The organism is Modestobacter sp. SYSU DS0904, assembly GCF_054051115.1.
Genome location: NZ_JBJHAQ010000027.1, coordinates 12,105 through 36,561, shown reverse-complemented (window position 1 = coordinate 36,561; position 24,457 = coordinate 12,105). Strand labels below are relative to the sequence as shown.

25 protein-coding genes are annotated in these 24,457 nt (G+C 73.9%); 16 read left to right on the top strand and 9 right to left on the bottom strand.

Annotation, left to right across the window (positions count from 1 at the left end):
* Positions 1-12: 12 nt before the first annotated feature.
* Together ACI79U_RS15985 and ACI79U_RS15980 are read right to left on the bottom strand one after the other, a co-directional pair.
* Positions 13-1,221: an MFS transporter gene (locus ACI79U_RS15985; protein ID WP_457068426.1), complete on the bottom strand. Its 1,209-nt coding sequence runs from the start codon at positions 1,219-1,221 to the stop codon at positions 13-15.
* A 182-nt stretch (positions 1,222-1,403) separates the two neighbouring features.
* Positions 1,404-2,585, bottom strand: coding sequence for a zinc-dependent alcohol dehydrogenase (locus tag ACI79U_RS15980; protein ID WP_457068424.1), 1,182 nt, complete (start codon positions 2,583-2,585; stop codon positions 1,404-1,406).
* A 312-nt stretch (positions 2,586-2,897) separates the two neighbouring features.
* On the opposite strand from ACI79U_RS15980, the gene ACI79U_RS15975 reads away from it, so the two are divergent.
* Together ACI79U_RS15975 and ACI79U_RS15970 are read left to right on the top strand one after the other, a co-directional pair.
* Positions 2,898-4,064, top strand: a complete 1,167-nt coding sequence (locus tag ACI79U_RS15975; RefSeq protein ID WP_457068422.1) for a M23 family metallopeptidase — start codon at positions 2,898-2,900, stop codon at positions 4,062-4,064.
* 337 nt (positions 4,065-4,401) lie between these two features.
* A complete protein-coding gene (locus ACI79U_RS15970) occupies positions 4,402-5,331 on the top strand; it encodes a cation diffusion facilitator family transporter (RefSeq protein WP_457068420.1) in 930 nt (309 codons plus the stop codon).
* 58 nt (positions 5,332-5,389) lie between these two features.
* On the opposite strand, the gene ACI79U_RS15965 is transcribed toward ACI79U_RS15970, so the two are convergent.
* Positions 5,390-6,937, bottom strand: a complete 1,548-nt coding sequence (locus ACI79U_RS15965) for an MFS transporter (RefSeq protein ID WP_457068418.1) — start codon at positions 6,935-6,937, stop codon at positions 5,390-5,392.
* A gap of 78 nt (positions 6,938-7,015) precedes the next feature.
* Between ACI79U_RS15965 and ACI79U_RS15960 the strand changes: the two genes are divergently transcribed.
* Positions 7,016-7,531: a metallophosphoesterase family protein gene (locus ACI79U_RS15960; RefSeq protein WP_457068416.1), complete on the top strand. Its 516-nt coding sequence runs from the start codon at positions 7,016-7,018 to the stop codon at positions 7,529-7,531.
* Positions 7,528-8,376, top strand: coding sequence for a putative RNA methyltransferase (locus tag ACI79U_RS15955; RefSeq protein ID WP_457068414.1), 849 nt, complete (start codon positions 7,528-7,530; stop codon positions 8,374-8,376). Before ACI79U_RS15960 ends, ACI79U_RS15955 begins: the two co-directional genes overlap by 4 nt.
* 103 nt (positions 8,377-8,479) lie before the next feature.
* Here ACI79U_RS15955 and ACI79U_RS15950 read toward each other — a convergent pair whose 3' ends face one another.
* Positions 8,480-8,773 (bottom strand): GlsB/YeaQ/YmgE family stress response membrane protein, encoded by a 294-nt coding sequence (locus ACI79U_RS15950; RefSeq protein WP_457068412.1) that lies wholly within the window; start codon positions 8,771-8,773, stop codon positions 8,480-8,482.
* 287 nt (positions 8,774-9,060) lie between these two features.
* On the opposite strand from ACI79U_RS15950, the gene ctaD reads away from it, so the two are divergent.
* Both ctaD and serB read left to right on the top strand, forming a co-directional pair.
* A complete protein-coding gene (gene ctaD, locus ACI79U_RS15945) occupies positions 9,061-10,821 on the top strand; it encodes an aa3-type cytochrome oxidase subunit I (protein WP_457068410.1) in 1,761 nt (586 codons plus the stop codon).
* 160 nt (positions 10,822-10,981) lie between these two features.
* Complete coding sequence (gene serB / locus ACI79U_RS15940) at positions 10,982-12,223, top strand: phosphoserine phosphatase SerB (protein ID WP_457068408.1); 1,242 nt, start codon at positions 10,982-10,984, stop codon at positions 12,221-12,223.
* Between the two features lie 202 nt (positions 12,224-12,425).
* Here serB and ACI79U_RS15935 read toward each other — a convergent pair whose 3' ends face one another.
* Together ACI79U_RS15935 and ACI79U_RS15930 are read right to left on the bottom strand one after the other, a co-directional pair.
* Positions 12,426-12,995, bottom strand: coding sequence for a nicotinamidase (locus ACI79U_RS15935; protein ID WP_457068406.1), 570 nt, complete (start codon positions 12,993-12,995; stop codon positions 12,426-12,428).
* Positions 12,996-13,095: 100 nt separating this feature from the next.
* A complete protein-coding gene (locus ACI79U_RS15930; RefSeq protein WP_457068404.1) occupies positions 13,096-14,391 on the bottom strand; it encodes a nicotinate phosphoribosyltransferase in 1,296 nt (431 codons plus the stop codon).
* A gap of 78 nt (positions 14,392-14,469) precedes the next feature.
* On the opposite strand from ACI79U_RS15930, the gene clpS reads away from it, so the two are divergent.
* Together clpS and ACI79U_RS15920 are read left to right on the top strand one after the other, a co-directional pair.
* Positions 14,470-14,766, top strand: coding sequence for an ATP-dependent Clp protease adapter ClpS (clpS, locus tag ACI79U_RS15925; protein ID WP_457068402.1), 297 nt, complete (start codon positions 14,470-14,472; stop codon positions 14,764-14,766).
* Positions 14,763-15,260: a DUF2017 family protein gene (locus tag ACI79U_RS15920; protein WP_457068400.1), complete on the top strand. Its 498-nt coding sequence runs from the start codon at positions 14,763-14,765 to the stop codon at positions 15,258-15,260. The genes clpS and ACI79U_RS15920 overlap by 4 nt, the downstream gene beginning before the upstream one ends.
* Here ACI79U_RS15920 and ACI79U_RS15915 read toward each other — a convergent pair.
* Positions 15,199-15,552 carry a hypothetical protein gene (locus tag ACI79U_RS15915; RefSeq protein ID WP_457068398.1) on the bottom strand — a complete coding sequence of 118 codons (354 nt, stop codon included), beginning with the start codon at positions 15,550-15,552 and terminating at the stop codon, positions 15,199-15,201. The genes ACI79U_RS15920 and ACI79U_RS15915 overlap by 62 nt on opposite strands.
* 111 nt (positions 15,553-15,663) lie before the next feature.
* Here ACI79U_RS15915 and ACI79U_RS15910 point away from each other — a divergent pair, with 111 nt between their 5' ends.
* The 7 genes from ACI79U_RS15910 (at position 15,664) to ACI79U_RS15880 (ending at position 20,980) form a co-directional block, all read left to right on the top strand.
* Positions 15,664-16,098, top strand: coding sequence for a Mov34/MPN/PAD-1 family protein (locus tag ACI79U_RS15910; protein WP_457068396.1), 435 nt, complete (start codon positions 15,664-15,666; stop codon positions 16,096-16,098).
* Between the two features lie 213 nt (positions 16,099-16,311).
* Positions 16,312-16,590 carry a MoaD/ThiS family protein gene (locus ACI79U_RS15905; RefSeq protein ID WP_457068394.1) on the top strand — a complete coding sequence of 93 codons (279 nt, stop codon included), beginning with the start codon at positions 16,312-16,314 and terminating at the stop codon, positions 16,588-16,590.
* A 72-nt stretch (positions 16,591-16,662) separates the two neighbouring features.
* Entirely contained in the window at positions 16,663-17,613 is a 951-nt protein-coding gene (locus ACI79U_RS15900; RefSeq protein ID WP_457068392.1) for a PLP-dependent cysteine synthase family protein, read from the top strand.
* Positions 17,613-18,332, top strand: coding sequence for an HAD-IA family hydrolase (locus ACI79U_RS15895; protein ID WP_457068390.1), 720 nt, complete (start codon positions 17,613-17,615; stop codon positions 18,330-18,332). The genes ACI79U_RS15900 and ACI79U_RS15895 overlap by 1 nt, the downstream gene beginning before the upstream one ends.
* Before the next feature lie 37 nt (positions 18,333-18,369).
* Complete coding sequence (murI, locus tag ACI79U_RS15890) at positions 18,370-19,188, top strand: glutamate racemase (protein WP_457068388.1); 819 nt, start codon at positions 18,370-18,372, stop codon at positions 19,186-19,188.
* The gene (locus ACI79U_RS15885; RefSeq protein ID WP_457068386.1) at positions 19,185-19,925 is read left to right on the top strand and encodes an MBL fold metallo-hydrolase; all 741 of its coding nucleotides are present in this window, start codon (positions 19,185-19,187) and stop codon (positions 19,923-19,925) included. The genes murI and ACI79U_RS15885 overlap by 4 nt, the downstream gene beginning before the upstream one ends.
* A gap of 101 nt (positions 19,926-20,026) precedes the next feature.
* Positions 20,027-20,980: a DNA polymerase domain-containing protein gene (locus ACI79U_RS15880; protein ID WP_457068384.1), complete on the top strand. Its 954-nt coding sequence runs from the start codon at positions 20,027-20,029 to the stop codon at positions 20,978-20,980.
* Between the two features lie 60 nt (positions 20,981-21,040).
* On the opposite strand, the gene gndA is transcribed toward ACI79U_RS15880, so the two are convergent.
* Positions 21,041-22,480 (bottom strand): NADP-dependent phosphogluconate dehydrogenase, encoded by a 1,440-nt coding sequence (gene gndA / locus ACI79U_RS15875; RefSeq protein WP_457068382.1) that lies wholly within the window; start codon positions 22,478-22,480, stop codon positions 21,041-21,043.
* A gap of 372 nt (positions 22,481-22,852) precedes the next feature.
* On the opposite strand from gndA, the gene ACI79U_RS15870 reads away from it, so the two are divergent.
* On the top strand, positions 22,853-23,860 hold the full coding sequence (locus tag ACI79U_RS15870) for a zinc-dependent alcohol dehydrogenase (RefSeq protein WP_457068380.1): 1,008 nt from the start codon (positions 22,853-22,855) through the stop codon (positions 23,858-23,860).
* Between the two features lie 29 nt (positions 23,861-23,889).
* Here ACI79U_RS15870 and bcp read toward each other — a convergent pair whose 3' ends face one another.
* Positions 23,890-24,378 carry a thioredoxin-dependent thiol peroxidase gene (gene bcp, locus ACI79U_RS15865; RefSeq protein ID WP_457068378.1) on the bottom strand — a complete coding sequence of 163 codons (489 nt, stop codon included), beginning with the start codon at positions 24,376-24,378 and terminating at the stop codon, positions 23,890-23,892.
* Positions 24,379-24,457: the final 79 nt, after the last annotated feature.

Here is a 24,457-nt window from a genome sequence, read left to right as displayed (position 1 = left end):
CGGCGCTGAACGTCAGCCGCCCCGGACCGGTTGTCGCGCCCCCTCGGTCGCCTCCTCGACGACGGGTCCCGAGCTCGGCCGGGCGTGGTCCAGGACGACCGCGACGAGGGCCATGACCGCGCCGGTCAGCGCGAGCCCGACGCCCACCCACATCGGTGCCGTGTAGCCGAGTCCGGCCGAGAGCGCGGCGGCCCCGAAGGCGGCCCCCAGGGCGTTGGCCACGTTGAACGCCGCCTGGTTGGCGGCGGAGACCAGGCTGCCGCCGGGCACCCGGGCCACCTCGATCACCCGGTTCTGCAGGACCGGGCCGAGGGAGAACGTGGCGGTGCCGAACAGCACGGTCAGCACGATCGCGGCCACCGGGAAGCGGGCCAGCAACGCGAAGGCCACCAGCAGGGCGGCGGCCGTGGCGAGCACACCGGTGACGAACGCCATGCCCCAGCGGTCGCCCAGCCGGCCGCCGATCAGGGTGCCGACGGTGGCGCCGACCCCGAAGACGGCGAGCACGGGGGTGACCCAGCTCTCCGGCAGACCGGCCAGCTCGGTGAGGATCGGGCTGATGTAGCTGTAGACGGCGAACATGGCGGCGCAACCGATCGTGGTGACCCCCAGCACCAGCCAGACCGCAGGGCGACGGAACGCGACCAGCTCGCTGCGCAGGTCCGCGCGCTCCCCGGAGACCGGCGGCAGCCAGGCGAGCAGCCCGGCGATGGTGACCAGGCCCAGCCCGGCGACCACCCCGAAGACCAGCCGCCAGCTCAGCTGCTGGGCGAGGAGTGTCCCCAGCGGGACGCCGACCACGTTGGCGAGGGTGAGGCCCACGATCATCAGCGAGATGGCCTGTGAGGCGCGGTGGGCGGGCACCAGCCGGCGGGCCGCGACCGCGCCCACGCCGAAGAACGCCCCGTGCGCCAGCGCGGTGAACACCCGGGCGCCCATCAGGGTGGCGTAGTCGGGGGCGAGCGCGGACAACGCGTTGCCCACGGTGAACACCACCATCAGCCCGACCAGCGTCTGCCGCGGGGTGAAGCGCACCCCGAGGGCGGTCAGCGTGGGGGCGCCGATCACCACGCCCAGGGCGTAGCCGCTGATCAGCAGCCCGACGGCGGAGACCGAGACGGAGAAGTCGGCGGCCACCTGGGGGAGCATCCCCATGATCACGAACTCGGTGGTGCCGATGCCGAAGGCGCCGATGGCGAGCGCGAGCAGGGCGCGGGGCACGGGCGGGCTCCTCAGGGCGGGGCGGGGCGGGGGAGGGGGACGTCGTCGTCCCTCTCGCACCCAACGGCATCCGCGGCCCGATGCCGTGCCCCCGGGCCCATGAGGCTCATCACGTCGCCCCACGCACCACGGGCCGGTGTGCGGCAGCAGTCGCCCACCGGCCCGCAGCCGTCGCGCGGGGGTCAGGGCTGGAGCAGCACCTTCACCGCGCCGTCCTGCTTCTGCCGGAAGGTCTCGTACGCCTGCGACGCCTGCTCCAGCGGCACGTGGTGGGTGGCGAAGCTGTCCACGCCGAGCGGGTCGGTGTCGGTGAGCAGCGGCAGGATGTCGGGCACCCAGCGCCACACGTTGGCCTGGCCCATCCGCAGCTCGATCTGCTTGTCGAACATCCGCATGAGCGGCATCGGGTCGGTCGCCCCGCCGTACACGCCGGACAGCGAGATGGTGCCGCCGCGGCGCACCGCCTCGATCGCGGTGTTCAGCGCGGCCATCCGGTCGGCGCCGGCCACCGTCATGACCTTCTCCATGATGGCGTCGGGCACCAGGGCGCTGGCCTTCTGGGCGAACTTCGCGACGGGGGAGCCGTGCGCCTCCATGCCGACGGCGTCGATGACGGCGTCCGGCCCGCGACCGTCGGTCTTGTCCCGCACCCAGGCGACGACGTCGGCCTGGTCGGTGGAGTCCAGCACGTCGATCCCGTTGGCGCGGGCCCGGGCCAGCCGCTCGGGCACGGTGTCCGACGCGAGCACCTGGGAGGCGCCGAGGTGCTTGGCGATCCGGGTGGCCATGTCGCCGATCGGGCCGAGGCCGAGCACCAGCACCGACCCGCCGGGGACGACGCCGGCGTACTGCACGGCCTGCCAGGCGGTGGGCAGCACGTCGGAGAGGTAGACGAAACGGTCGTCGGCCGGCCCCTCGGGCACCTTGATCGGCAGCGTGTTGCCGAAGGGCACCCGCAGGTACTCGGCCTGGCCGCCGGGCACCTGGCCGTAGAGCTTGGTGTAGCCGAACAGCGAGGCACCGAAGCCCTGCTCGCGGTTCTGCGTGGTCTCGCACTGGCTCTGCAGCCCCTGGTTGCACATCCAGCAGGTGCCACAGGAGATGTTGAACGGGACGACGACCCGGTCACCGGCCTTGAGCTCGGTGACCCCGGGCCCGACCTCGCGCACGATGCCCATCGGCTCGTGGCCCAGCACGTCGCCGACGGTCATGAACGGCGCCATGACCTCGATCAGGTGCAGGTCCGATCCGCAGATGCCGCTGGAGGTGATCTCCACGATGACGTCGGTGGGATCGACGATGGTGGGGTCGGGGACGGTGTCCACCCGGACGTCGTCCCGGCCGTGCCAGGTCACTGCGCGCATGCGTGAACTCCTCGGTCGCGGGGAGGCCCCGGACCGGCCGCGATCGCGTCGGGAAACCGGGTCGAGGGCCGTGATGTCCCTCGCACCTACCCGTGACGGCGCGTTCGACTCATGACCCGCCGGCAGTCCTGACGTCACGCAGGGTGCACATTTGGCAGACCTTGTTGTGACCCTGATCACTTGACCACCCATGCCTACCCGGTCGGGCACATCACGAACCCATCACGACGTGTTTACATGGGCGCCGCTCCCCGCCGGTCGGTCACTCCCTCGGGCGGGGCGCAGTCCTGTTCCCGACGGAAGACTGGTGCCTTGGACCCGCAACATCTCGACCGGCTCGACGACGACGGGACGATGCGCCGCAGTCGCATCGGCACCGCCGGCAGCTCCACCGCCGGCCCGTCGACCGTGAGCCCCGAGGTGCTCCCGGTGGAGCCGGTCCTCCGGCTCGTCCGCACCGACGCCGCCGCCCCGGCCGCGGCCTCCCTGGAAGTGGTGGCCCTGGGGGCCGAGCTCGAGGTCTCCGCGGCCTCGCTGACCGCCGGCTGGCCGCTCCCGGTGCAGCCCGCCGGTCACCCGTCGCAGGCGGCGCCCGCCGCCGCGGGGTCCGACGCCTGGCCGCTGCCGGCGACGGCGGAGGTCGCCGACGACCGGGCCGCGGAGCGGTTCGCCGATGCGGTCGCCGGCCGGCGCGACCCGGAGCTGCCGGCCCACGAGGTCGTCGCCGCCGTCGCCGCGGGCGGGCGGCGGCGCCTGCCCGCGGCGGCCCGCCGTCGCTCGCTGCACCTCGCCGCCGGGCTGGTCGGCGCCGCCGGTCTCGCGTTCACCGTGGCCGGCAGCCCGACCGGCCAGCCTGCGGACGCCGCCGAGCCGGTGAGCGTCGCGGAGGAGCTCGGGCTGGTGGCGTCCGACCGCCCGACGCTGAGCGGCGACGCCGCCACCTCGCGGCTGCGGGACCTGGTCGCCACCCGCGCCGAGCGCGAGGACGCCCAGGTGGCCGCGGCCCAGGCGCAGGCCGACGCCGACCGGGTCGCCGCCGAGGCAGCCGCGGTGGCCGCGGCGGCCGCGGCCGAGGCGGCCCGCCCCAAGGCCGTGCTGCCCGTCCAGGGCGCCCGGCTGACCAGTGGCTTCGGCAACCGGTGGGGCACTCTCCACGCCGGGGTTGACTTCGCCGCCCCGCTCGGCACCCCCGAGTACGCCGTCATGGACGGCGTCGTGCTCAGCGCCGGACCGGCCAGCGGGTACGGGCTGGCGGTCTACATCCAGCACCCCGACGGCGACGTCACCGTCTACGGCCACATGCAGGAGATCCTGGTCTCCGAGGGGCAGCACGTCCGGGCCGGCGACACCATCGCCCTGCTCGGCAACACCGGTCAGTCGACCGGGCCGCACCTGCACTTCGAGGTACACCGCGGGGGTCTGGACGGGGAGAAGGTCGACCCGCTGCCCTGGCTGCGGGGCCACGGCGTCGACATCTGAGAAAGGACCCCGTCCTCCTCACCCCTCGCACGCTCGGGGCGAGCCTCTGGACGGGGCCGTTCCAGTACGTCACCTGCTCGGGTCGGGACCCTGCGAGGGGGCCGTTCCAGGACGCCACCTGCTCGGGGCGAGCCTCTGGACGGGGCCGTTCCAGCATGTCGCCTGCTCGGGTCGGGACCCTGCGAGGGGGCCGTTCCAGTACGTCACCTGCTCGGGGTGAGCCTCTGGGCGGGGCCGTTCCAGCACGTCACCTGCTCGGCGGGAGTCCTCGGTGGTGGCGCGAACGCCTGGCATGCGAGATGGTGCATGTGAGCAGTTCGATCGCGGGAGGGCGTTGATGGGGCACGGACACGGGCACGCCCATGGGCACGCGTCGGGGACGGTGTCCGCGGCGCACCGCGGCCGGCTGGCGCTGGTGCTGGTGCTCACCGGCACCGTCTTCGTCGTCGAGGTCATCGGCGCCCTGATCTCCGGTTCGCTGGCCCTGCTGGCCGACGCCGCCCACATGGCCACCGACGCCCTCGGCATCGGCATGGCGCTCGCGGCGGTCACCCTGGCCCAGCGGCCGGCCCGTGGGCGGCGCACCTTCGGTGTCCAGCGGATCGAGGTGCTGGCCGCCGGCGCCAACGGACTGCTGCTGCTGGTCGTCGGTGGCTACGTGGTCGTCGAGGCGGTGCGCCGGGTCGGGAACCCGCCGGAGATCCACTCGGGCTGGATGCTCGGCGTCGCCGTCGTCGGGCTGCTGGTCAACCTGGGCTCGCTCGCGCTGCTGCGCCGCGGCCAGGGGGAGTCGCTGAACACCCGCGGCGCCTACCTCGAGGTCGTCGGCGACGCGCTCGGCTCGGTCGCGGTCATCGTCGCCGGCATCGTCATCTGGACCACCGGCTGGACCGGTGCCGACGTCGTCGCCTCCCTCGCCGTCGGCGCACTCGTGCTGCCGCGTGCCTGGTCGCTGCTGCGCGAGGCGCTGGACGTGCTGCTGGAGGCCGCGCCGCGGGGGGTCAACCTCGACGAGGTGCGCACCCACGTGCTGGGCGTGCCCGGCGTGCTGGAGGTGCACGACCTGCACGCCTGGACGATCACCTCCGGCCTGCCGGTGCTCTCCGCCCACGTCGTCGTCACCGACGAGGTGCTCGCCGAGGGGCACGGCGGCCGGGTGCTCGACGCCCTCTGCGCGTGCCTGGGCGACCACTTCGACCTCGAGCACTGCACCTTCCAGCTCGAGGGCGCCGGGCACGCCGACCACGAGGCGCCCGTGCACGAATGACGACGGAGCCCGCCTCCCCGATGGGGGAGACGGGCGCCGTCGGGTCACGCCGGGGGGCTCAGCCGGCGTGGACGATCGCCTCGGGCCCGGTGGGCAGGTCCTCCTTGGTGGCCTTGATCAGCACCGCGGAGACCAGGGCGCCGATGACCAGCAGCACCGAGGCCCAGGTGAAGGCCGTGGTGTAGCCCTCCACCTGCGCGGCCAGTCCGACAGCCGGGTCCGTCGGGTCCTGCCCGGCGGTGACCGCGTCGGTGACGGCCTGGGTGATCGCACCCACCGACAGCGTCGCGAGCAGGGCCGTGCCGATCGAGGCGCCCACCTGCTGCGTGGCGTTGAGCAGGGCACTGGCAGCCCCGGCGTCGTGCTCACCGGCGCCGACCAGCGCCAGGTTGGACAGCGGCACGAAGGTGAAGCCCAGGCCCAGGCCCAGCAGCAGCTGGCCGGGGAAGGCCAGTGCCCAGAACGAGGTGTCCACGTCCAGGAAGGACATGGTGAACAGCCCGGCGGCGGCGAGCAGCCCGCCGAGGACCATCAGCGGCTTCGGGCCGACCCGCGGCACCAGCCCGCTGGCTGCGCCTGCGGAGATCAGCACGCCCAGCGTGGTCGGCAGCGAGGCGAAGCCCGCCGCGACCGGCGTGTAGGCGAGCACCTGCTGGAAGTACAGGCTCAGGAAGAAGAACGCGCCGATGAGCCCGGCGCCGACCAGGGTCGAGGTGAGGAAGGCGCCGCCCCGGTTGCGGTCCAGCACCAGCCGCATCGGCAGCAGCGGGTTGCGCACCCGCAGCTCCAGCACGACGAACGCGGCGACCAGCAGCACGCCGACGGCGATGAAGGTCAGCGCCGGGCCGTTGGTCCAGCCGCTCGCGGTGCTGCCGATGTCGGCGTTGGTCTGGGCGGCCTCGGCCACCCGGGTGAAGCCGTAGACGAAGGAGGCCAGGCCCAGGGTGATCAGCACGGCGCCGGGGATGTCGTAGCTGGTCTCCCCGGGGGCCTTGCTCTCCGGGACGACCGGGATCGCCGCGACGATGGCGATGATCGCCACCGGCACGTTCACCCAGAAGCACCAGCGCCAGTCGGCGTACTCGGTCAGCACGCCGCCGAGCAGCAGGCCGACGGCCGAGCCGCCGCCGGCGATCGCGCCGTAGACGGCGAAGGCCTTGGCGCGCTCCTTGGCGTCGGTGAACAGCACCGTGATCAGCGCCAGCGAGGCCGGGGCGAGCAGTGCGCCGAAGGCACCCTGCAGTGCGCGGGCGGCGAACAGCAGCTCCTCGTTGGGCGCGAACCCACCCAGGGCGGAGGCGACCGCGAACCCGGCGGCGCCGACCAGGTAGGTCCGCTTGCGGCCCCAGAAGTCGGCGATCCGGCCGCCGAGCAGCAGGAAGCCGCCGAAGGTCAGGGTGTACGCGGTGACGATCCACTGCTGGGACGCCGGGCTGATGTCCAGGTCGGTGGAGACCGCGGGCAGCGCGATGTTCACGATCGTCGCGTCGAGGATGACCATCAGGACGGTCACCGCGACGACCGCGAGGGCGAGCCACCGCTTCGGGTAGGGCTCGGAGTGCTGGGTGATCCCCACGTCCGCGGAGGTGGGGGAGGGGTCGCTCACGTCGTCGTCCTCAATCGTTCGTACCGGTCGGCCGATGCGTCGGCCGGAGGGAAGGTAGCGGGCTGCGACGATGCAGTCGTGGCGGTTTCCGTGGTGTTCATCTCTGACACCCACGTCCCCAAGCGAGCGCGTGACCTGCCTCATTCCCTCTGGACGGCGATCGAGGCGGCCGACGTCGTGGTGCACGCCGGGGACTGGGTGGACGTCGCGCTCCTGGACGAGCTGGAGCGCCGGTGCCGGCGGCTCGTCGGGGTGCACGGCAACAACGACCACGGGGTGCTGCGCGAGCGGTTGCCGGAGGTGGCCCGCGTCGAGTTGGCGGGGGTGCGGGTCGCCGTCGTCCACGAGACCGGCGACGCGAAGGGCCGGGAGCGCCGCTGCGCCGAGCGGTTCCCCGACGTCGACGTGCTGGTGTTCGGCCACAGCCACATCCCCTGGGACACCACCACGGACACCGGCCTGCGGCTGCTGAACCCCGGCTCGCCCACCGACCGCCGACGGCAGCCGCACGCCACCTACCTGACCGGGGTCGCCGATGCCGGCCGGCTGACCGACGTGGTGCTGCACCGGCTCCCACCGCGGACCCCGGCATGAGCCCGCCGCAGCTCCCGCCCGCGGCGGTGGCGATGCTGGCCTGCCCGGTGTGCGGCGCGCGCCTGCACGAGCGGCCGGCCGGGCTGGGCTGCCCGGCCGGGCACGCGTTCGACCGCGCCCGGCAGGGGCACGTCACGCTGCTGCCGGCCGGCGGGTCACCGCACTCCGGCGACTCGGCGGAGATGGTGGCCGACCGCGCCGAGTTCCTCGCCGCCGGCCACTACGCGGGCATCACCGCGGCGCTCGCGGAGGCGGCCCTGGCCGGGCCGCCCGCGCACACCCTGCTGGACGCCGGTGGCGGTACCGGTGCCCACCTGGCCGGCGTGCTGGAACGCGCCCCCGACGCCGCCGGTGTCGTGCTGGACGCCTCCCGCTACGCCGCCCGCCGGGCGGCCCGCGCGCACCCGCGGGCACTGGCGGTCGTGGCCGACAGCTGGTCGCGGTGGCCGGTGCGCGACGCGGCCGTGGACCGGGTGCTGGTGGTCTTCGCCCCGCGCAACGGTGTCGAGACCGCGCGGGTGCTGCGCCCCGGCGGCCGGCTCGTCGTGGTCACCCCCGCCGCGGAGCACCTGGCGTCGCTGGTCGGGCCGCTCGGGCTGCTCACCGTCGACCCGGCGAAGGCCGACCGGCTGGCCGCCGCGCTCGGGCCGCACCTGGAGCCGGTCGCGGCGGTGGAGCACCGCCAGGAGCTGCTGCTCGACCACTCCGCGGTCCGCACGCTGGTCGGGATGGGGCCGCACGCCCGGCACCTGGCGCCCGGCGAGCTCGCCGGGCGGGTGGCCGCGCTGCCCGAGCCGGTGCCGGTGCCGGTCGCGGTCGACGTCACCAGCTGGACCGTGGCCTGAGCCCTGAGCCCTGAGCCCTGGGCCCGACACACGACGAGGGCCCGGCCGCAGTGGCCGGGCCCTCGTCGTGAGGTGTGCTGCCCGCGTCGAACGCGGGCGGGCGTCACCGGGTGACGCGGCGGTTCTTGTTGGTGACGGCCACGTAGATGCCGAGCACCACGATGGCGCCGATGATCGAGCCGATCACGCCAGAGGTGCCCAGTTCGAACTCACCGTTGAAGATGAGACTGCCGAGCAGGTTCCCGACGAACGACCCGATGATGCCGAGCACGACGGTGGCGAGGATGCCCATCGACTGCTTGCCCGGGATGACCGCGCGGGCGATGAAGCCGGCGAGGGCGCCGATGACGATCAGGACGAGGATGTTCCAGAGCACGGTGGTGACCTCCGATGACACGGCGCTACCGCCGGCGCCGGGGCATCCGGCGCAAGATCATCGATGCCCGCTGCGTCGGAGCTCGAAACCAGTGGGACCGCCCGGAGCCGTCCAAGATCACCCGATCGGGTGACCGCGCACATCCCGGTTGTGCGCGTCTGACCAGCAGGGACGCGACCGGTGCCGGCGGGCGCCGTGGCGGGGGTGGTCGCCGCCGTGAGGGGGCTCCGGCGTGCGGCGCTGCGGCACGCCGCACCGAGTGCCTCTCCCGCCGCGTCGGCCGCGAACCGACCGTCTAAGCTCCGAGCGTGACGATCGCACCCGCCCCGATCGTGAGCCGGCCCAGTCCGGCCCACGAGGCCGAGAAGGGGTCGCGGCTCCTGGGTCTGCTGCGCACCACCGACCACAAGACCATCGGCCTGATGTACACCGTCACGGCGTTCATCTGGTTCTTCGTCGGTGGCTTCATGGCGCTGCTGATGCGTGGCGAGCTGGCCCGGCCCGAGCTGCAGTTCCTCTCGCCCGAGCAGTACAACCAGCTGGTCACGATGCACGGCACGATCATGCTGCTGTTCTTCGCGACGCCGATGTTCTTCGCCTTCGCGAACCTGATCATGCCGTTGCAGCTGGGCGCCCCGGACGTCGCCTTCCCGCGGTTGAACGCCTTCTCGTACTGGCTGTTCCTGTTCGGGTCGCTGCTCGCCGTCTCGGGCTTCCTGACCCCCGGTGGCGCCGCCGACTTCGGTTGGTACGCCTACACCCCGCTGTCGACCGGGGCGCACAGCCCCGGCGCCGGTGGTGACCTGTGGATCACCGGCCTCGCGGTCAGTGGTCTGGGCACCATCCTGGGTGGGGTCAACTTCATCGCCACCATCGTCTGCCTGCGGGCACCGGGGCTGACGATGTTCCGGATGTCGATCTTCACCTGGGGTGCGCTGACCACCAGCATCCTGATCCTGCTGGCCTTCCCGATCCTGACCGCCGCGCTGTTCGCGCTGCTGGCCGATCGGCACCTGGGCGCGCAGATCTACACGCCGGAGAACGGCGGGCCGATGCTGTGGCAGCACCTGTTCTGGTTCTTCGGCCACCCCGAGGTCTACATCATCGCGCTGCCGTTCTTCTCGATCATCAGCGAGGTCATCCCGGTCTTCAGCCGGAAGCCGCTGTTCGGCTACAAGGGCATGATCTTCGCCCTGATCGGGATCACCGCCCTGTCGCTGGCGGTGTGGGCGCACCACATGTTCGCCACCGGTGCGGTGCTGCTCCCGTTCTTCGCCTTCCTGACGTACCTGATCGCCATCCCCACCGGCATCAAGTTCTTCAACTGGATCGGCACCATGTGGCGGGGCCAGATCACCTTCGAGACGCCGATGCTGTTCTCGATGGGCTTCCTGATCACCTTCCTGCTGGGTGGCCTGACCGGCGTCCTGCTGGCCAGCCCGCCGCTGGACTGGCACGTGAACGACAGCTACTTCGTCGTCGCCCACTTCCACTACGTCGTCTTCGGCACCGTGGTGTTCGCCGCCTACGCGGGGCTGTACTTCTGGTTCCCGAAGATGTGCGGCCGGATGATGGACGAGCGGATCGGCAAGCTGCACTTCTGGCTGACCTTCATCGGCTTCCACGCCACGTTCCTCATCCAGCACTGGCTGGGCAACGCGGGCATGCCGCGCCGGTACGTCGACTACCTGGGCACCGACGCCGGTGGTGACTTCACCTGGATGCACACGGTCTCCACGATCGGGTCGTTCATCCTCGGCGCCTCGGTGATCCCCTTCGTCTACAACGTCGTCAAGTCGTGGAAGCACGGCCGGCTGGCGCTGCGCGACGACCCCTGGGGTCACGGCAACTCCCTGGAGTGGGCGACCTCGTCCCCGCCGCCGCGGCACAACTTCGTCGAGATCCCGCGGATCCGCTCCGAGCGCCCGGCGTTCGAGCTGCACTACCCGCACCTGGCGGATCGGCTGCAGATGGAGGCGCACGCCGGCAAGGGCCACGAGCCCTACGCCAGCGAGGCGGGGCTGACCGGTGGCAGCCGGCAGGGCCCGGCCGACAAGGACCCGACCTGATCGAGGGCCTCTGATCGAGGGCACAGCGGCCCTCGTCCGCCAGCCCGGGCCACCCCCTGGGTGAGGCCACGGACCGCCCCGCCAGCCGACAGGCTGGCGGGGCGGCCGCGTTCCCGGGGGACCACGCAGCGCCTCCGCGGCCATCCGGCACGATGACCGGGTGACCGACCGCGCCACCGCCCCCGCGCCGCCCGAGGCCGCACCGGACTCCCGTCCAGGAGCCCTGCTGACCGTCACCGGCGCCGACCGTCCCGGGGTGACCGCCGCGCTCTTCGCCGCGCTGGCCGAGCTCGGCACCCCGGTCGAGGTCGTCGACGTCGAACAGGTGGTCGTGCACGGACAGCTGGTGCTCGGCGTGTTCGTCGGGCCCGCCGGGGAGGTCACCGACCCCGCCGACCTGGCCGGCCGGATCCGCCCGCTGGCCGACCGGGTCGCCGCGCAGACCGGCGTGCAGATCGTCGTCGAGGCCTCCGGCGGCGCCGGTCCCACCTCGCGGACGGCCCGCCACCACGTCACCGTGCTCGGCCGCCCGGTGCCGCCGGCCGCCGTCGCCGGCGCCGCCCGGGCCATCGCCGGCGTCGGGGGCAACATCGAGGCCATCCGGCGGCTCTCGGACTACCCGGTGACCAGCTTCGAGCTGACCGTCTCCGGCGGCGAGCCGACCGAGCTGCGCACCGCGCTCGCCACCGTCGCCGCCGAGACCGGCACCGACGTCGCCGTCGAGCGGATCGGGCTGGCCCGCCGCAGCAAGCGGCTGATCGTGCTCGACGTCGACTCCACCCTGGTCCGCGGCGAGGTGATCGACGAGCTCGCCGCCCGCGCCGGCCGGGCCGCCGAGGTCGCCCGGATCACCGCCGCCGCGATGAACGGCGAGCTGGACTTCGAGCAGTCACTGCGGGCGCGGGTGGCCGTGCTGGCCGGGTTGCCGGCCGGGGTGCTCGACGAGGTCCGCGAGCACCTGGTGCTCACCCCCGGCGCGCGCACGCTGATCCGCACGCTGCAGCGGCTCGGCTTCCGCTGCGGGATCGTCAGCGGCGGCTTCAGCCAGATCACCGACCCGCTGGCCGCGTCCCTCGGGCTGGACTTCGCCGCCGCCAACACCCTCGAGGTCATCGACGGCCGGCTCACCGGCGGGCTGGTCGGCGAGGTCGTCGACCGGGCGGGGAAGGCGCGGGCGCTGGCCCGGTTCGCTGCGGAGCACGGCATCCCGCTGGAGCAGACCGTCGCCGTCGGCGACGGCGCCAACGACCTCGACATGCTGAACGCCGCCGGCCTGGGCATCGCCTTCAACGCCAAGCCCTTCGTCCGGGAGCAGACGCACGCAGCCCTCAACCAGCCCTACCTGGACGCGGTGCTCCAGGTGCTCGGCTTCACCCGGGACGAAGTCCTCGACGCGGTGTGATCTGTCGTCCTACCGGACGACACCGCGGCCAGGGGGCGTGCCCCTGGGGCGCTGAGCCGTTGCCCGCTCCTCCTCGACGAGGCCTCCGGCCCCGGTCGTCGGAGCGGATGCGGCTCCGCCGCAGTGTCCGTACCGGTGGTCGCGTTCCTCGGGGTCGCGCTTCCTCGGGGCGGTTTCCTCGTGGTCCGGTCGGGTGCCTGGTTCACGCGGGGCGGTGGACGGTGCCTTCGAGCTGGACGCCGGCGGTGCGGAGCTGGTCGAGGGCGGCGTCGGTGCTGGCCTCGGCGACCCCGGCGGTGAGGTCGAGCAGCACCCGGGTGGTGAACCCGGCCGCGACCGCGTCCAGTGCGGTGGCCCGCACGCAGTGGTCGGTGGCGATGCCGACGACGTCCACCTCGTCGACGTCGTGCGCCCGCAGCCAGTCGGCCAGGCCCACGCCGTCGCTGACGCCCTCGAAGCCGGAGTAGGCCGCGGCGTACTCGCCCTTGTCGAACACCGCCTCGATCGGCCGGCGGTCCAGCCGGGGGTGCAGCTCGACGCCGGCGGTGCCGACGACGCAGTGCGGCGGCCAGGTCTCCAGGAAGTCCGGCCGCTCGGCGAAGTGGTCGCCCGGGTCGACGTGGTGGTCGCGGGTGGCGACCACGTGCGCGTAGCCGCCCTGCGCCATGTGCGCACTGACCGCGCGCGCGACCGCCTCACCGCCGCTGACCGCGAGGCTGCCGCCCTCGCAGAAGTCGTTCTGCACGTCCACGACGACCAGAGCCCGAGTCATGCCCCCCATCCTGCCTGTTCCCGTCCGGTGTGGCCCTGTCCAGAGCCCCGCCCCGAGCGTGCGGGGGGTGAGGGAGACGGGGTCCTTGAGGGGTCCTTCCTCAGGCGGAGACGGTGTCGATCGCGGGCTCTCCGCGCATCAGGGAGAAGGCCTCGGTCGGCAGGGTGTCGCGCAGCTCGCGGTGCCGCTCGCAGGCCGCGGCCAGCGCCTCGGCGGGCGAGCAGGGATCGACCAGCTCGCCGTGCCGCACCAGCGGCACCAGCAGGTCCCGGTCACCGTCGCGGTGCGCCACCGGACCGGACGTGACCACCTCGGCCGTCGCCGTCCCGTCGGCGTCGTGCCGGCGGACGGCGTGCTTGCGGCCACCCACCGACCGCTTGCCCTCGGAGTTCTTCGCCACCGGGACGCCGTCCCGCTCGACGAGCTTGTAGACCATCCCGACGGTGGGGGAGCCCGAGCCGGTCACCAGCGAGGTGCCCACGCCGTACCCGTCGACCGGCGCGGCGGCGAGCGCGGCGATCGCGTACTCGTCCAGGTCGCTGGTGACGATCACCTTGGTCTCCGTGGCGCCGAGGGAGTCCAGCAGTTCGCGGGCCCGGGTGGCCTGCACGGTGAGGTCCCCGGAGTCCAGCCGGACGGCGCCCAGCCCGGGTCCGGCCACGTCGATCGCGGTCCGGATGCCCTGCTCGACGTCGTAGGTGTCCACCAGCAGCGTGGTGCCGACGCCGAGGGCGTCCAGCTGCGCACGGAAGGCGGCTGCCTCGTCGTCGTGCAGCAGGGTGAAGGCGTGCGCGCTGGTGCCGGTGGTGGCGATGCCGTACCGGGCGCCGGCGGCCAGGTTGGACGTCGCGGCGAACCCCACCAACGCCGCGGCCCGGGCCGCCGCGACCGCGGCCTCCTCGTGGGTGCGCCGGGAGCCCATCTCGATGCACGGCCGCCCGCAGGCAGCGCCGACCATCCGGGCGCCGGCGGAGGCGATCGCGCTGTCGTGGTTGAGGATCGACAGCGCGAGGGTCTCCAGCAGCACCGCCTGGCCGAACGGCGCCCGGACGGTGAGCACGGGGGAGCCGGGGAAGTACAGGTCGCCCTCGGCGTAGCCGTCGACGTCCCCGGTGAACCGGAAGTCCGCCAGGTGCTCCAGCAGCCGGGGGTCGTCGACGCCCTGCCGCCGGAGCGCGTCGAGCTCGGCCTCCCCGAAGCGGAAGTCGGGCAGCATCTCCAGCAGCCGGCCGGTGCCCGCCAGCACGCCGTACCGCCGGCCGTGCGGCAGCCGGCGGGCGAACACCTCGAACACGCACTCGCGCTCGGCCGTGCCGTCGGCCAGCGCGGCGGCCAGCATGGTGAGCTCGTAGCGGTCGGTGAGCAGCGCGGGGCTCAGCTGCGGCGTCGGCGGCATGGACAGGGACGATAGGTGGCGACCGTCGGCACCGCTCCCGGGCGTCGTCCCCGGGCGCGGTCGTCCTAGAGTGAGGTCGTGGCCGGACCGCTCGCTCCCGAACGGGTCCCCGACACGACGACGGACACCGAGTTCGAGGTCGACCGCCCCTGGGTGACGATCGTCTGGGACGACCCGGTGAACCTGATGACCTACGTGACGTTCGTCCTCCAGGAGCTGTTCGGCTTCGACGAGGCGACGGCGACGGAGCTGATGCTGCAGGTGCACCACGAGGGCAAGGCGATCGTCAGCTCCGGCCCGCGGGAGCGGATGGAGCACGACACCAACCGGCTGCACGCCTACGGGCTGTGGGCCACGTACCAGCGCGACGCATGAGGCCGTTCCGTCGCAAGGGTGACGAGGTGGTGGCCCGGCTGGTCGACGCCGAGGCCGGCATCGTCTCGTTGCTGCTGGACCAGCTGGAGCAGCTGCTGTCGGCCGACCGCGCCGACACCGGCGGTGACCCGGTGGTCGAGCGGCTGCTGCCGCCGGGCAACGTCGACGACCCGGAGATCGCCGCGGACTACCGGGACCTCACCGAGACGTCGCTGCGCGCCGGCAAGGCCGACGACCTGGCCACCGTCCGCGCCACCCTGCCGACCGGGGGCGGGGAGGTCCGGCTGGACGCCGACCAGGCCCGCGCGTGGCTGCGCACCACCAACGACCTGCGCCTGGCGCTGGGCACCCGGCTGGGGGTCACCGCCGACACCGAGCCACCGGAGGACGCCGGCGGCGACGAGGAGCAGCAGTTGGCCGTCTACTACTGGCTCACCGCCGTGCAGGGGTCCCTCGTCGACGCGTTGGCGGCCGGGTCAGGCGGCCGACGGTGAGCAGCACCAGGAGGGCCACCAGCAGGTCGGCGATGAAGAAGACGTAGACCAGGCTGTGCACCTGCACGTCGCGCACGATCGCCCCGATGCAGGCCACCAGGGTGACCGCGGAGAGCGCGGCCAGCAGGAGCAGGCCGATCAGCCGGCCGGTGACCAGCAGCACCAGCTCGATCCGGTCGCTGCGCTCGTCGGTCGCCCGTCCACTGCGGTGCAGCAGCCGCATGCTGCCGATGACCAGCGCCGGCAGGGGCACGAGCACCACGCCGATCGCCATCAGCACCTCGATCACCACGGACGTGGACGTTAGCGGTCAGCCACCCGCACGGCACAGTCCGTTCCCCCGGCGGTCACCCCGAGCGGGGGCCGGGAGGCCGGCCCGGGCCGTCGGCCTAGACTGACCGGCGTGCTGCGCATCGACCGCGCGACCTACGACGCCATCGTGGCCCACGCCCGGGCAGACCACCCGGACGAGGCCTGTGGTGTCGTGGCCGGGCCCGAGGGCTCCGACCGCCCCGAGCGGCACATCCCGATGCTCAACGCGGCGCGCTCACCGACGTTCTACGAGTTCGACAGCGGCGACCTGCTGAAGCTGTACCGGGAGATGGACGACCGCGACGAGGTCCCCGTCGTCATCTACCACTCGCACACCGCCACCGAGGCCCACCCCTCGCGCACCGACATCAGCTACGCCTCCGAGCCCGAGGCGCACTACGTGCTGGTCTCCACCCGCGAGCACGGCGCGCAGACCGGGCTGGCCGGTGACGACGTCGAGTTCCGCAGCTTCCGGATCGTCGACGGCCAGGTCACCGAGGAGGACGTCGAGGTGGTCGGGTCCTGATGGTCCAGTCCTGCCTGTTCGGCCACTCGCCGACCACCGTCGTCTACGACTGAGCCCCAGCTCACCCCCGTCCGGGGGACCGCGGCCGGAATCCCCGGCCGCAGTGCGTCGTTGCCCCGAGCAGCCGCACCCGGCGCCGGCGACGGCGTCGCTGCACCCACGTCCGAGCACCCCACCGCACGAGCACCCCACCCACGAGGAGTTCTGAGAGCAATGGCCATCGAGGTCCGGATCCCCACCATCCTGCGCACCCACACCGGCGGCAACAAGACCGTCGAGGGGTCCGGTGACACCCTCGGCGCGCTCGTCGACGACCTCGACTCGCAGCACCCGGGCCTCAAGGGCCGGCTGGTGACCGAGGAGGGCAAGCTGCACCGCTTCGTCAACGTGTACGTCAACGACGAGGACGTGCGCTTCACCGGTGCGCTGGACACCTCCGTCAAGGACGGCGACTCGGTGACGATCCTCCCGGCGGTCGCCGGCGGCTGCTGAGCGGCCCACCGTGCGCGCTGCGCACCTGAGCTGAGCCCAGCACCCCCCACCCCGTCTCCCGGAAGAGCTCCCATGGCCCGCTTCTCCTCCCTCGTCGAGAGCCTCGGCAACACCCCGCTGGTCGGGCTGCCGCGGCTGTCACCCACCCCGGACGTCCGGCTGTGGGCCAAGCTCGAGGACCACAACCCGACCGGGTCCATCAAGGACCGGGCCGCCATCTCGATGATCGAGGCGGCGGAGAAGGAGGGGCGGCTCCGGCCCGGGGCGACCATCCTGGAGCCGACCAGCGGCAACACCGGGATCTCCCTGGCGATGGTGGCCCGGCAGCGCGGCTACAAGCTGATCTGCGTGATGCCGGAGAACACCTCGATCGAGCGGCGTCAGCTGCTGGAGATGTACGGCGCGCAGATCATCAGCTCCCCGGCGGCCGGTGGGAGCAACCAGGCCGTCGCCGTCGCCAAGGGCCTCGCCGCGGAGCACGAGGACTGGGTGATGCTGTACCAGTACGGCAACCCGGCCAACGCCGAGGCGCACTACACCGGCACCGGCCCGGAGATCCTCGCCGACCTCCCCTCGATCACGCACTTCGTCGCGGGCCTGGGCACCACCGGCACGCTGATGGGCGTCTCCCGCTTCCTGCGGGAGCACAAGCCCGGTGTCCAGGTGATCGCCGCCGAGCCGCGCTACGGCGAGCTCGTCTACGGGCTGCGCAACATCGACGAGGGGTTCATCCCCGAGCTCTACGACGCCGACCTGCTCGACGGCCGGTTCTCCGTCGGCCCGGACGACGCGGTGCACCGCACCCGTCAGCTGGTGGAGAAGGAGGGGATCTTCGCCGGGATCTCCACCGGCGCGATCCTGCACGCCGCCCTCGGTGTCGCCGACAAGGAGGTCGCGGCCGGCCGCAAGGCCGACATCGTCTTCATCGTCTGCGACGGCGGCTGGAAGTACCTCTCCACCGGCGCCTACGCCGGCACCCTCGAGGAGGCCACCGCGGCGCTCGAGGGGCAGCTCTGGGCGTGATGAAGGACCCCGCTGCCCCCCACCACTCGCAAGCTCGCGGTGGGCCCCTGCAGCAGGGCCGTTCCAGCGACGTCACCCTGCCCGCGCGGGGGCTGCTGTTCGACAACGACGGCGTGCTCGTCGACTCGGAGGTCAGCGTCGTCACCTCGTGGCGCCGCTGGGCGAAGGAGCTCGACCTGGACCCCGACGCGGTCATGGCCGCCGTCCCCGGCCGCCGCGCCGCGGACACCGTGGCCCTCTTCGTCCCCGCCGACCGGGTCGCCGCGTCGGTCGCGACCGTCACCCGGCTGGAGCTGGAGGGTGCCGAGTCCACCGTGGCGGTGCCCGGGGTGCTGGACCTGGTGCCGCAGCTGGCCGGCGTCCCGTGGGCGGTCGTCACCTCCGGCGTCCGCGAGCTGGCCACCGCCCGCCTGCGCGGCGCCGGCATCGACCTGCCCGACGTCCTGGTCACCGCGGAGGACGTCGCCGCGGGCAAGCCCGACCCCGAGCCCTACCTGGCCGGGGCGGCGCGGCTGGGCATCGACCCCGCCGAGCTGATCGTGCTCGAGGACAGCCCCAGCGGGGTGGCCGCCGGTCTGGCCGCCGGGTGCACCGTCCTCGGCATCGGCGCGCCGGCGCTGCAGACCGAGGCGACCGCCGTCGTCCGGGACCTGACCGGCGCCCGCTGGACCGGAGCCGGGCTCCACCTGCCGGCCGCGGCGCTGCTCCGCCGCCCCTGACCCGACCGTCGGCACCGGCCGCTAGCCTGGCTGCGTCATGAGCACCGCTTCCTCCGCCGACGCCCCGATCGGCATCTTCGACTCCGGGGTGGGTGGCCTCACCGTCGCGCGGGCGGTGCTCGACCAGCTGCCGCAGGAGTCGATCCGCTACGTCGGCGACACCGCGCACGGGCCCTACGGCCCGCTGCCGATCGCCGAGGTGCGCCGCCACTCCCTCGCGGTGATGGACGACCTGGTCGAGGCCGGCGTGAAGATGCTCGTCGTCGCCTGCAACTCCGCCAGCGCCGCCTGCCTGCGCGACGCGCGGGAGCGCTACGACGTCCCGGTCGTGGAGGTCGTGCTGCCGGCGGTGCGCCGCGCCACCGCGGCCACCCGCAACGGCCGGATCGGCGTGATCGGCACCCAGGCCACCATCACCAGCGGTGCCTACGAGGACGCGTTCGCCGCCGCCCCGCAGCTGACCGTCACCAGCGCCGCCTGCCCCAGCTTCGTCGACTTCGTCGAGCGCGGTGTCACCAGCGGCCGCCAGCTGGTCGGCCTCGCGCAGGCCTACCTCGACCCGTTGCTGGCCGCCGGTGTCGACACCGTGGTGCTCGGCTGCACCCACTACCCGCTGCTGACCGGCGTGCTGTCGCTGGTGCTCGGCGAGGAGGTCACGTTGGTGTCCAGTGCCGAGGAGACGGCCAAGGACGTGTACCGGGTGCTCACCCGCACCGACCTGCTGCGCGACCCCCACGGGCCGCCGCCGGAGCACCGGTTCCTGGCCACCGGCGACCCGGAGCCCTTCGCCCGGCTCGGCCGGCGCTTCCTCGGCCCCGAGGTGGAGAGCGTGCTCCGCGCCGGGGAGGCCGCATGAGGCTCACCGTCGTCGGCTGCGCCGGGAGCGCGCCCGGCCCCGCCTCGCCGGCCTCCTGCTACCTCGTCGAGCACGACGAGTTCGTGCTGCTGCTCGACCTGGGCAACGGCTCGTTCGGCTCGCTGCTGGCGCTGCGCGACCCCGCGGAGGTCGACGCGGTCTACCTGTCGCACCTGCACGCCGACCACTGCCTGGACGCTGCGCCGTTCATCGTCTGGCACCGCTACTCCGGGCAGTCCGACGGCCGGGCGATGCCGCTGTACGCGCCGGTCGGCGCCGACCGGCGGCTGGCCGCGGCCTACGACGCCGACGGCGGCCCGATCGACGACGTCTTCGACGTGACGCCGGTCGGGCCCGGCAGCTGGACGATCGGCCCGTTCGAGGTGACGACGGCGCGCACCGCCCACCCGGTGGAGTGCTACGCGGTGCGACTGACCGCGGGCGGCCGGTCGCTGGTCTACACCGGCGACACCGGCCCGTCCGAGGCGATCGTGGAGCTGGCCCGCGGCGCCGACGTGCTGCTCGCCGAGGCCGCCTACGCCGAGGGCCCCGACCTGCCCCCCGGCCTGCACCTGACCGGCCGGCAGGCCGGTGAGCACGCGGCCGCGGCCGGGGTGGGGCGGCTGCTGGTCACGCACGTGCCCGCCTGGGTCGACGCCGAGGCGCAGCTGGCCGCCGCCCGCGCGGTGTTCCCGAACAGCGACCTCGCCCGGCACGCCGCCGTCCACGACATCTAGCGGAAGGACCCCCTCCTCCCCGCCCTTCGCAGGCTCAGGGCGGGCCCCTGGAGGGGGCCGGATGGGTTGCCGGCCGACGCGGGTGCGGGCACGGTGACGGGGTGGCCGAGGAGGAGCGGGACGGCGTCCGGCTGAGCAGCCTGGACTCACCGCTGGGCGACGGGCTCGAGGTGACCAAGCGAGACCTGGTCGACCACTACGACGCCTTCGCCGACCGGCTCGTCCCGCTGCTCACCGGACGGCCGCTGACGATCAAGCGGGTCCGTCCCGGCGCGGCGCCGTTCATCCAGCGCGACGTCCCGAAGGGCGCCCCGGACTGGGTGCGCACCGTGCCGACCTGGTCCGACCGCGCGCACCGCGAGGTGCACCAGGTGCTGTGCGAGGACCGCCGGACGCTGCTGTGGCTCGCCAACCAGCGGGCGGTGGAGCTGCACGTGCCCTTCGGCCGGGTGGGCGAGGAGGAGCCCACCGGGCTGGTGCTCGACCTCGACCCGCCGGACGGCGCCGACTTCACGGTCGTGGTCACCGTCGCGCGGCTGGCCCGGCAGGCGCTCGCCGACGCCGGGCTCGCCGGTGCGGTGAAGACCAGCGGCTCCACCGGGCTGCACGTCGTCGTCCCGGTGCGCGGGGCATCCCCGGAGGACGTCGCCGCGGCGACCCGGGCACTGGCGGCGCGCACCGAGCGGCTGGACCCGGCGGTGGCGACCACCGCCTACGTCGTCGCCGAGCGCGGTGGCCGGGTGTTCGTCGACTCGACGCGGTCGGGGCGGGGGACGATCGCCGCCGCCTACAGCCCCCGGGCGCGGCCCGGGCTGCCGGTGTCGACGCCGGTCGCCTGGGACGACCTCGACGGCGTGCGGCCCGGCGACGTCACCGTGCGCACGGCCCGGCAGCGGATCGGCGACGCCGACCCGTGGGCGGCCGCGCTGCCGGAGCCCCAGCGGCTTCCCGCCGATCTGGTGGCCGAGGGGCACACCATCCCGGTCGCCCGGGTGGCCGCGATGCACGAGGGGAAGCGCCGGGCCCGCGCCCGCGCCCAGGAGCAGCCCGGCTGACGCCGGCACCGCGCGGTCGTCGGGGCATCCGGCCCGCGGGACACCCCGACGACTGCGCACTCAGGTGGTCTGCACCTCGCGACCGTCCTCGCCCCACATCGTGTGGAACGAGCCCTCGGCGTCCACCCGGCGGTAGGTGTGCGCGCCGAACAGGTCCCGCAGGCCCTGGATGAGCGCCGCCGGGAGCCGCTCGGCGCGCAGCCCGTCGTAGTAGGCCAGCGCGCTGGCGAACCCGGGCACCGGCACCCCGTGCCGGGCGGCGCCGGCGACGATCTGCCGCCACGCCTCCTGCCCCTCGCTCACCGCGCCGCGGAAGTAGTCGTTGGTCAGCAGGGTCGTGACGTCGGGCTCGTCGGTGTACACCTGCGCGATCCGGTCGAGGAACTTCGCCCGGATGATGCAGCCGCCCCGCCAGATCCGGGCCAGCGCGGCGCGGTCGATGTCCCAGCCGTGCTGGTCGGCGCCGGCGGTGATCTGGTCGAACCCCTGCGCGTAGGCGACCACCTTGGAGGCGTAGAGCGCCTGCCGCACCGACTCGATGAACGCAGCCCGGTCGGCGACCTGCTCGTCCCACTCCCGGTCCGGACCGGGGAGCACGCGCTGGGCGGCCTGCCGCTGCTCGCGGTGGCCGGACAGCGCCCGGGCGAAGACCGCCTCGGCGATGCCGCTCACCGGCACCCCCAGGTCGAGCGCGGACTGCACCGTCCAGCGCCCGGTGCCCTTCTGCTCGGCCTCGTCCACCACGACGTCGACGAACGGCTTCCCCGTCCGGGCATCGGTGTGCCGCAGCACCTCGGCGGTGATCTCGATCAGGTAGCTCTCCAGGTCGCCCTCGTTCCACGAGGCGAAGACGTCACCGATCTCCGCCGGCGAGAGCTCGAGCCCCTGGCGCAGCAGGTCGTAGGCCTCGGCGATCAGCTGCATGTCGGCGTACTCGATGCCGTTGTGCACCATCTTCACGAAGTGCCCGGCCCCGCTCGCGCCGACGTGGGTGCAGCACGGCTGCCCGTCGACGACGGCGGCGATCGACTCCAGCAGCGGGCCGACCAGCTGGTAGGCCTCCGCCGAGCCGCCGGGCATGATGCTCGGCCCGTTGAGCGCACCCTCCTCGCCGCCGCTGATCCCGGTGCCCACGAAGTGCACGCCCTGCCCGGCGAACGCCTCGGTGCGGCGGATGGTGTCGGTGAACTGGGCGTTGCCGCCGTCCATCAGCACGTCGCCCTCCTCCAGCAGCGGGGCGATCTCGTCGATCACGGCGTCGGTGGGCCCACCGGCCTGCACCATGACGATGATCTTGCGGGGGCGGCGGAGGGCACCGACGAACTCGGCCAGCGTGCCGGTGGGCACGAAGTCGCCCTCGCTGCCGTACTGCTCGACGAGGGCGTCGGTGCGCCCCCTGCTGCGGTTGTGCAGCACCACCTGGTGGCCGTGCCGGGCCAGGTTGCGGGCCAGGTTCGCGCCCATGACAGCCAGCCCGGTGACGCCGATCTGATCACTCATGCGCGGAACCCTGCCGCATCGGACCGGTCGCGGCCAGGCCCTGACGGTCCCTGGACGGGCCCGGTCGATCGGGTGCCGGTCATGCACGAGGGGGCGTGCGGGCGGACCTGGGCGATCGGCCGGGGCGGGCCGCCGAGGATCCGCGGGTGTCGCTAGCGTCACACTCCGGCGCCCTCCGCGGACACGGGCGGCGCCTCCCGATGCGCCCGGTCAGCACACCCGTCAGCACGCCATCAGCGAAGGAGACTCCATGCGGGTCGACACCGCACCCTCGACGTCCTCCGGGTCGGCGCCGCCGTCCGGTGCACACGCCGACGCCCCGAGCTCCGGAGCGGAGCCGGCCGGTCAGCGCCGCCGAGCCGTGCCCGCCCGATGAGGGCCGTCGTCTGCGTCCCCGGCGGCACGGAGGTCGCCGAGCTCGCCGACCCGGCCCCGGCGCCGGGCGGGGTGGTCGTGGAGGTGACGGCGTGCGGCCTGTGCGGCTCCGACGTGCATGCCATCGAGCGTGGTCAGTCCGCCGAGGGCCAGGTCCTCGGCCACGAGATCGGCGGCCGGGTGATCGCGCTCGGCCGCGGGGTGACCGGCGTGCGGATCGGCCAGCCGGTCGCGGTCAACCCGCTGGGCTCGTGCGGCACGTGCCGCGACTGCCGACGCGGCCTCCCCTTCCGCTGCGCCGTGGTGCCCAACCTCGGGGTGACCGCCCCGGGGGGCTACGCGGAGTTCGTCGCCGTCCCGGCCACCCAGCTGGTCCCGCTGCCGGACGACGTGCCGGTGGAGTGGGGGGCGCACGCCGAGCCACTGGCGGTCGCGGTGCACGCCGTGGCGATGGCCGGGGTCGGCCCCGGTGACGCCGTCCTGGTGTACGGCGTGGGGACGATCGGGCTGAACGCGATCATGGCGCTCAAGGCCGCCGGCGTGGACCTGGTGGTGGGCGCCGGCCGCTCACCGGGTCGGCGGGCGGCGGCGGTCCGCGCCGGTGCCGACGTCGTCCTGGACACCCGCGAGTCCTCGGTCCGCGACCACGTGGCCGCCACCGGGCGGCGGTTCGACGCCGTGCTGGAGTGCTCCGCCGCTGCCGGAGCCATCGTCGAGTCGATGGAGGTGCTGGCCCCGGGCGGCACCTGCGTGGAGGTGGCGCTGTCGGAGGAGTCGCCGCCGGTGCCGCTGCTGCCGCTCGTCGGTGGCGGGCTCCGCCTGGTCGGCAGCTGCGCCTTCGACCACCCGGAGTTCGACGCGGCGGTGGCCGCCGTCGTCGGCCGGCAGCTGCCCGTGACCGACCTGATCAGCGAGCGGGTCGCTCTCGCGGACACCCCGGAGGCGCTGGTGCGGCTGCGCCGCCCCGGTGACCTGGTCCGGGTGCTCACCATGCCGGGCCTGTGACGTCCTGCCGCGCCCGGCCGGTGGGGAGGTCACCCCAGGCCGAGGTCGCGGCGGAGCTTGGCCACGTGCCCGGTCGCCTTCACGTTGTAGGCGGCCTGCTCGATCCGGCCCTCGGCGTCGACGACGAAGGTCGAGCGGATCACCCCGACGACCTCCTTGCCGTACAGCTTCTTCGGGCCGTACGCGCCGTAGGCGGCGAGGACCTGCTTCTCCGGGTCCGACAGCAGGGTGATCGACAGCGACTCCTGCTCGCGGAACCGGTGGAGCTTCTCCGGGGTGTCGGGGGAGATGCCGATGATCTCCAGCCCGGCCTCGGCCAGGTCGCCGGCGGCGGCGGTGAAGTCGACCGCCTGGGTGGTGCAGCCCGGGGTCAGCGCCGCCGGGTAGCAGTAGACGATGACCCGCCGGCCGCGGTAGGACGCCAGCGACACCGGGGTGCCGTCGGCGTCGGGGAGGGTGAACTCCGGCGCCGGGTCACCGGGGGCGAGGCGGACGGGTGCGACGTCGGTCTCGGTCATGCTGCGCATCGTGCCGCACCGGGACGACGTTTCCCAACGATGGCCACCGCCGGGCGGGAGCCGGATCCCGCCGGAGGTG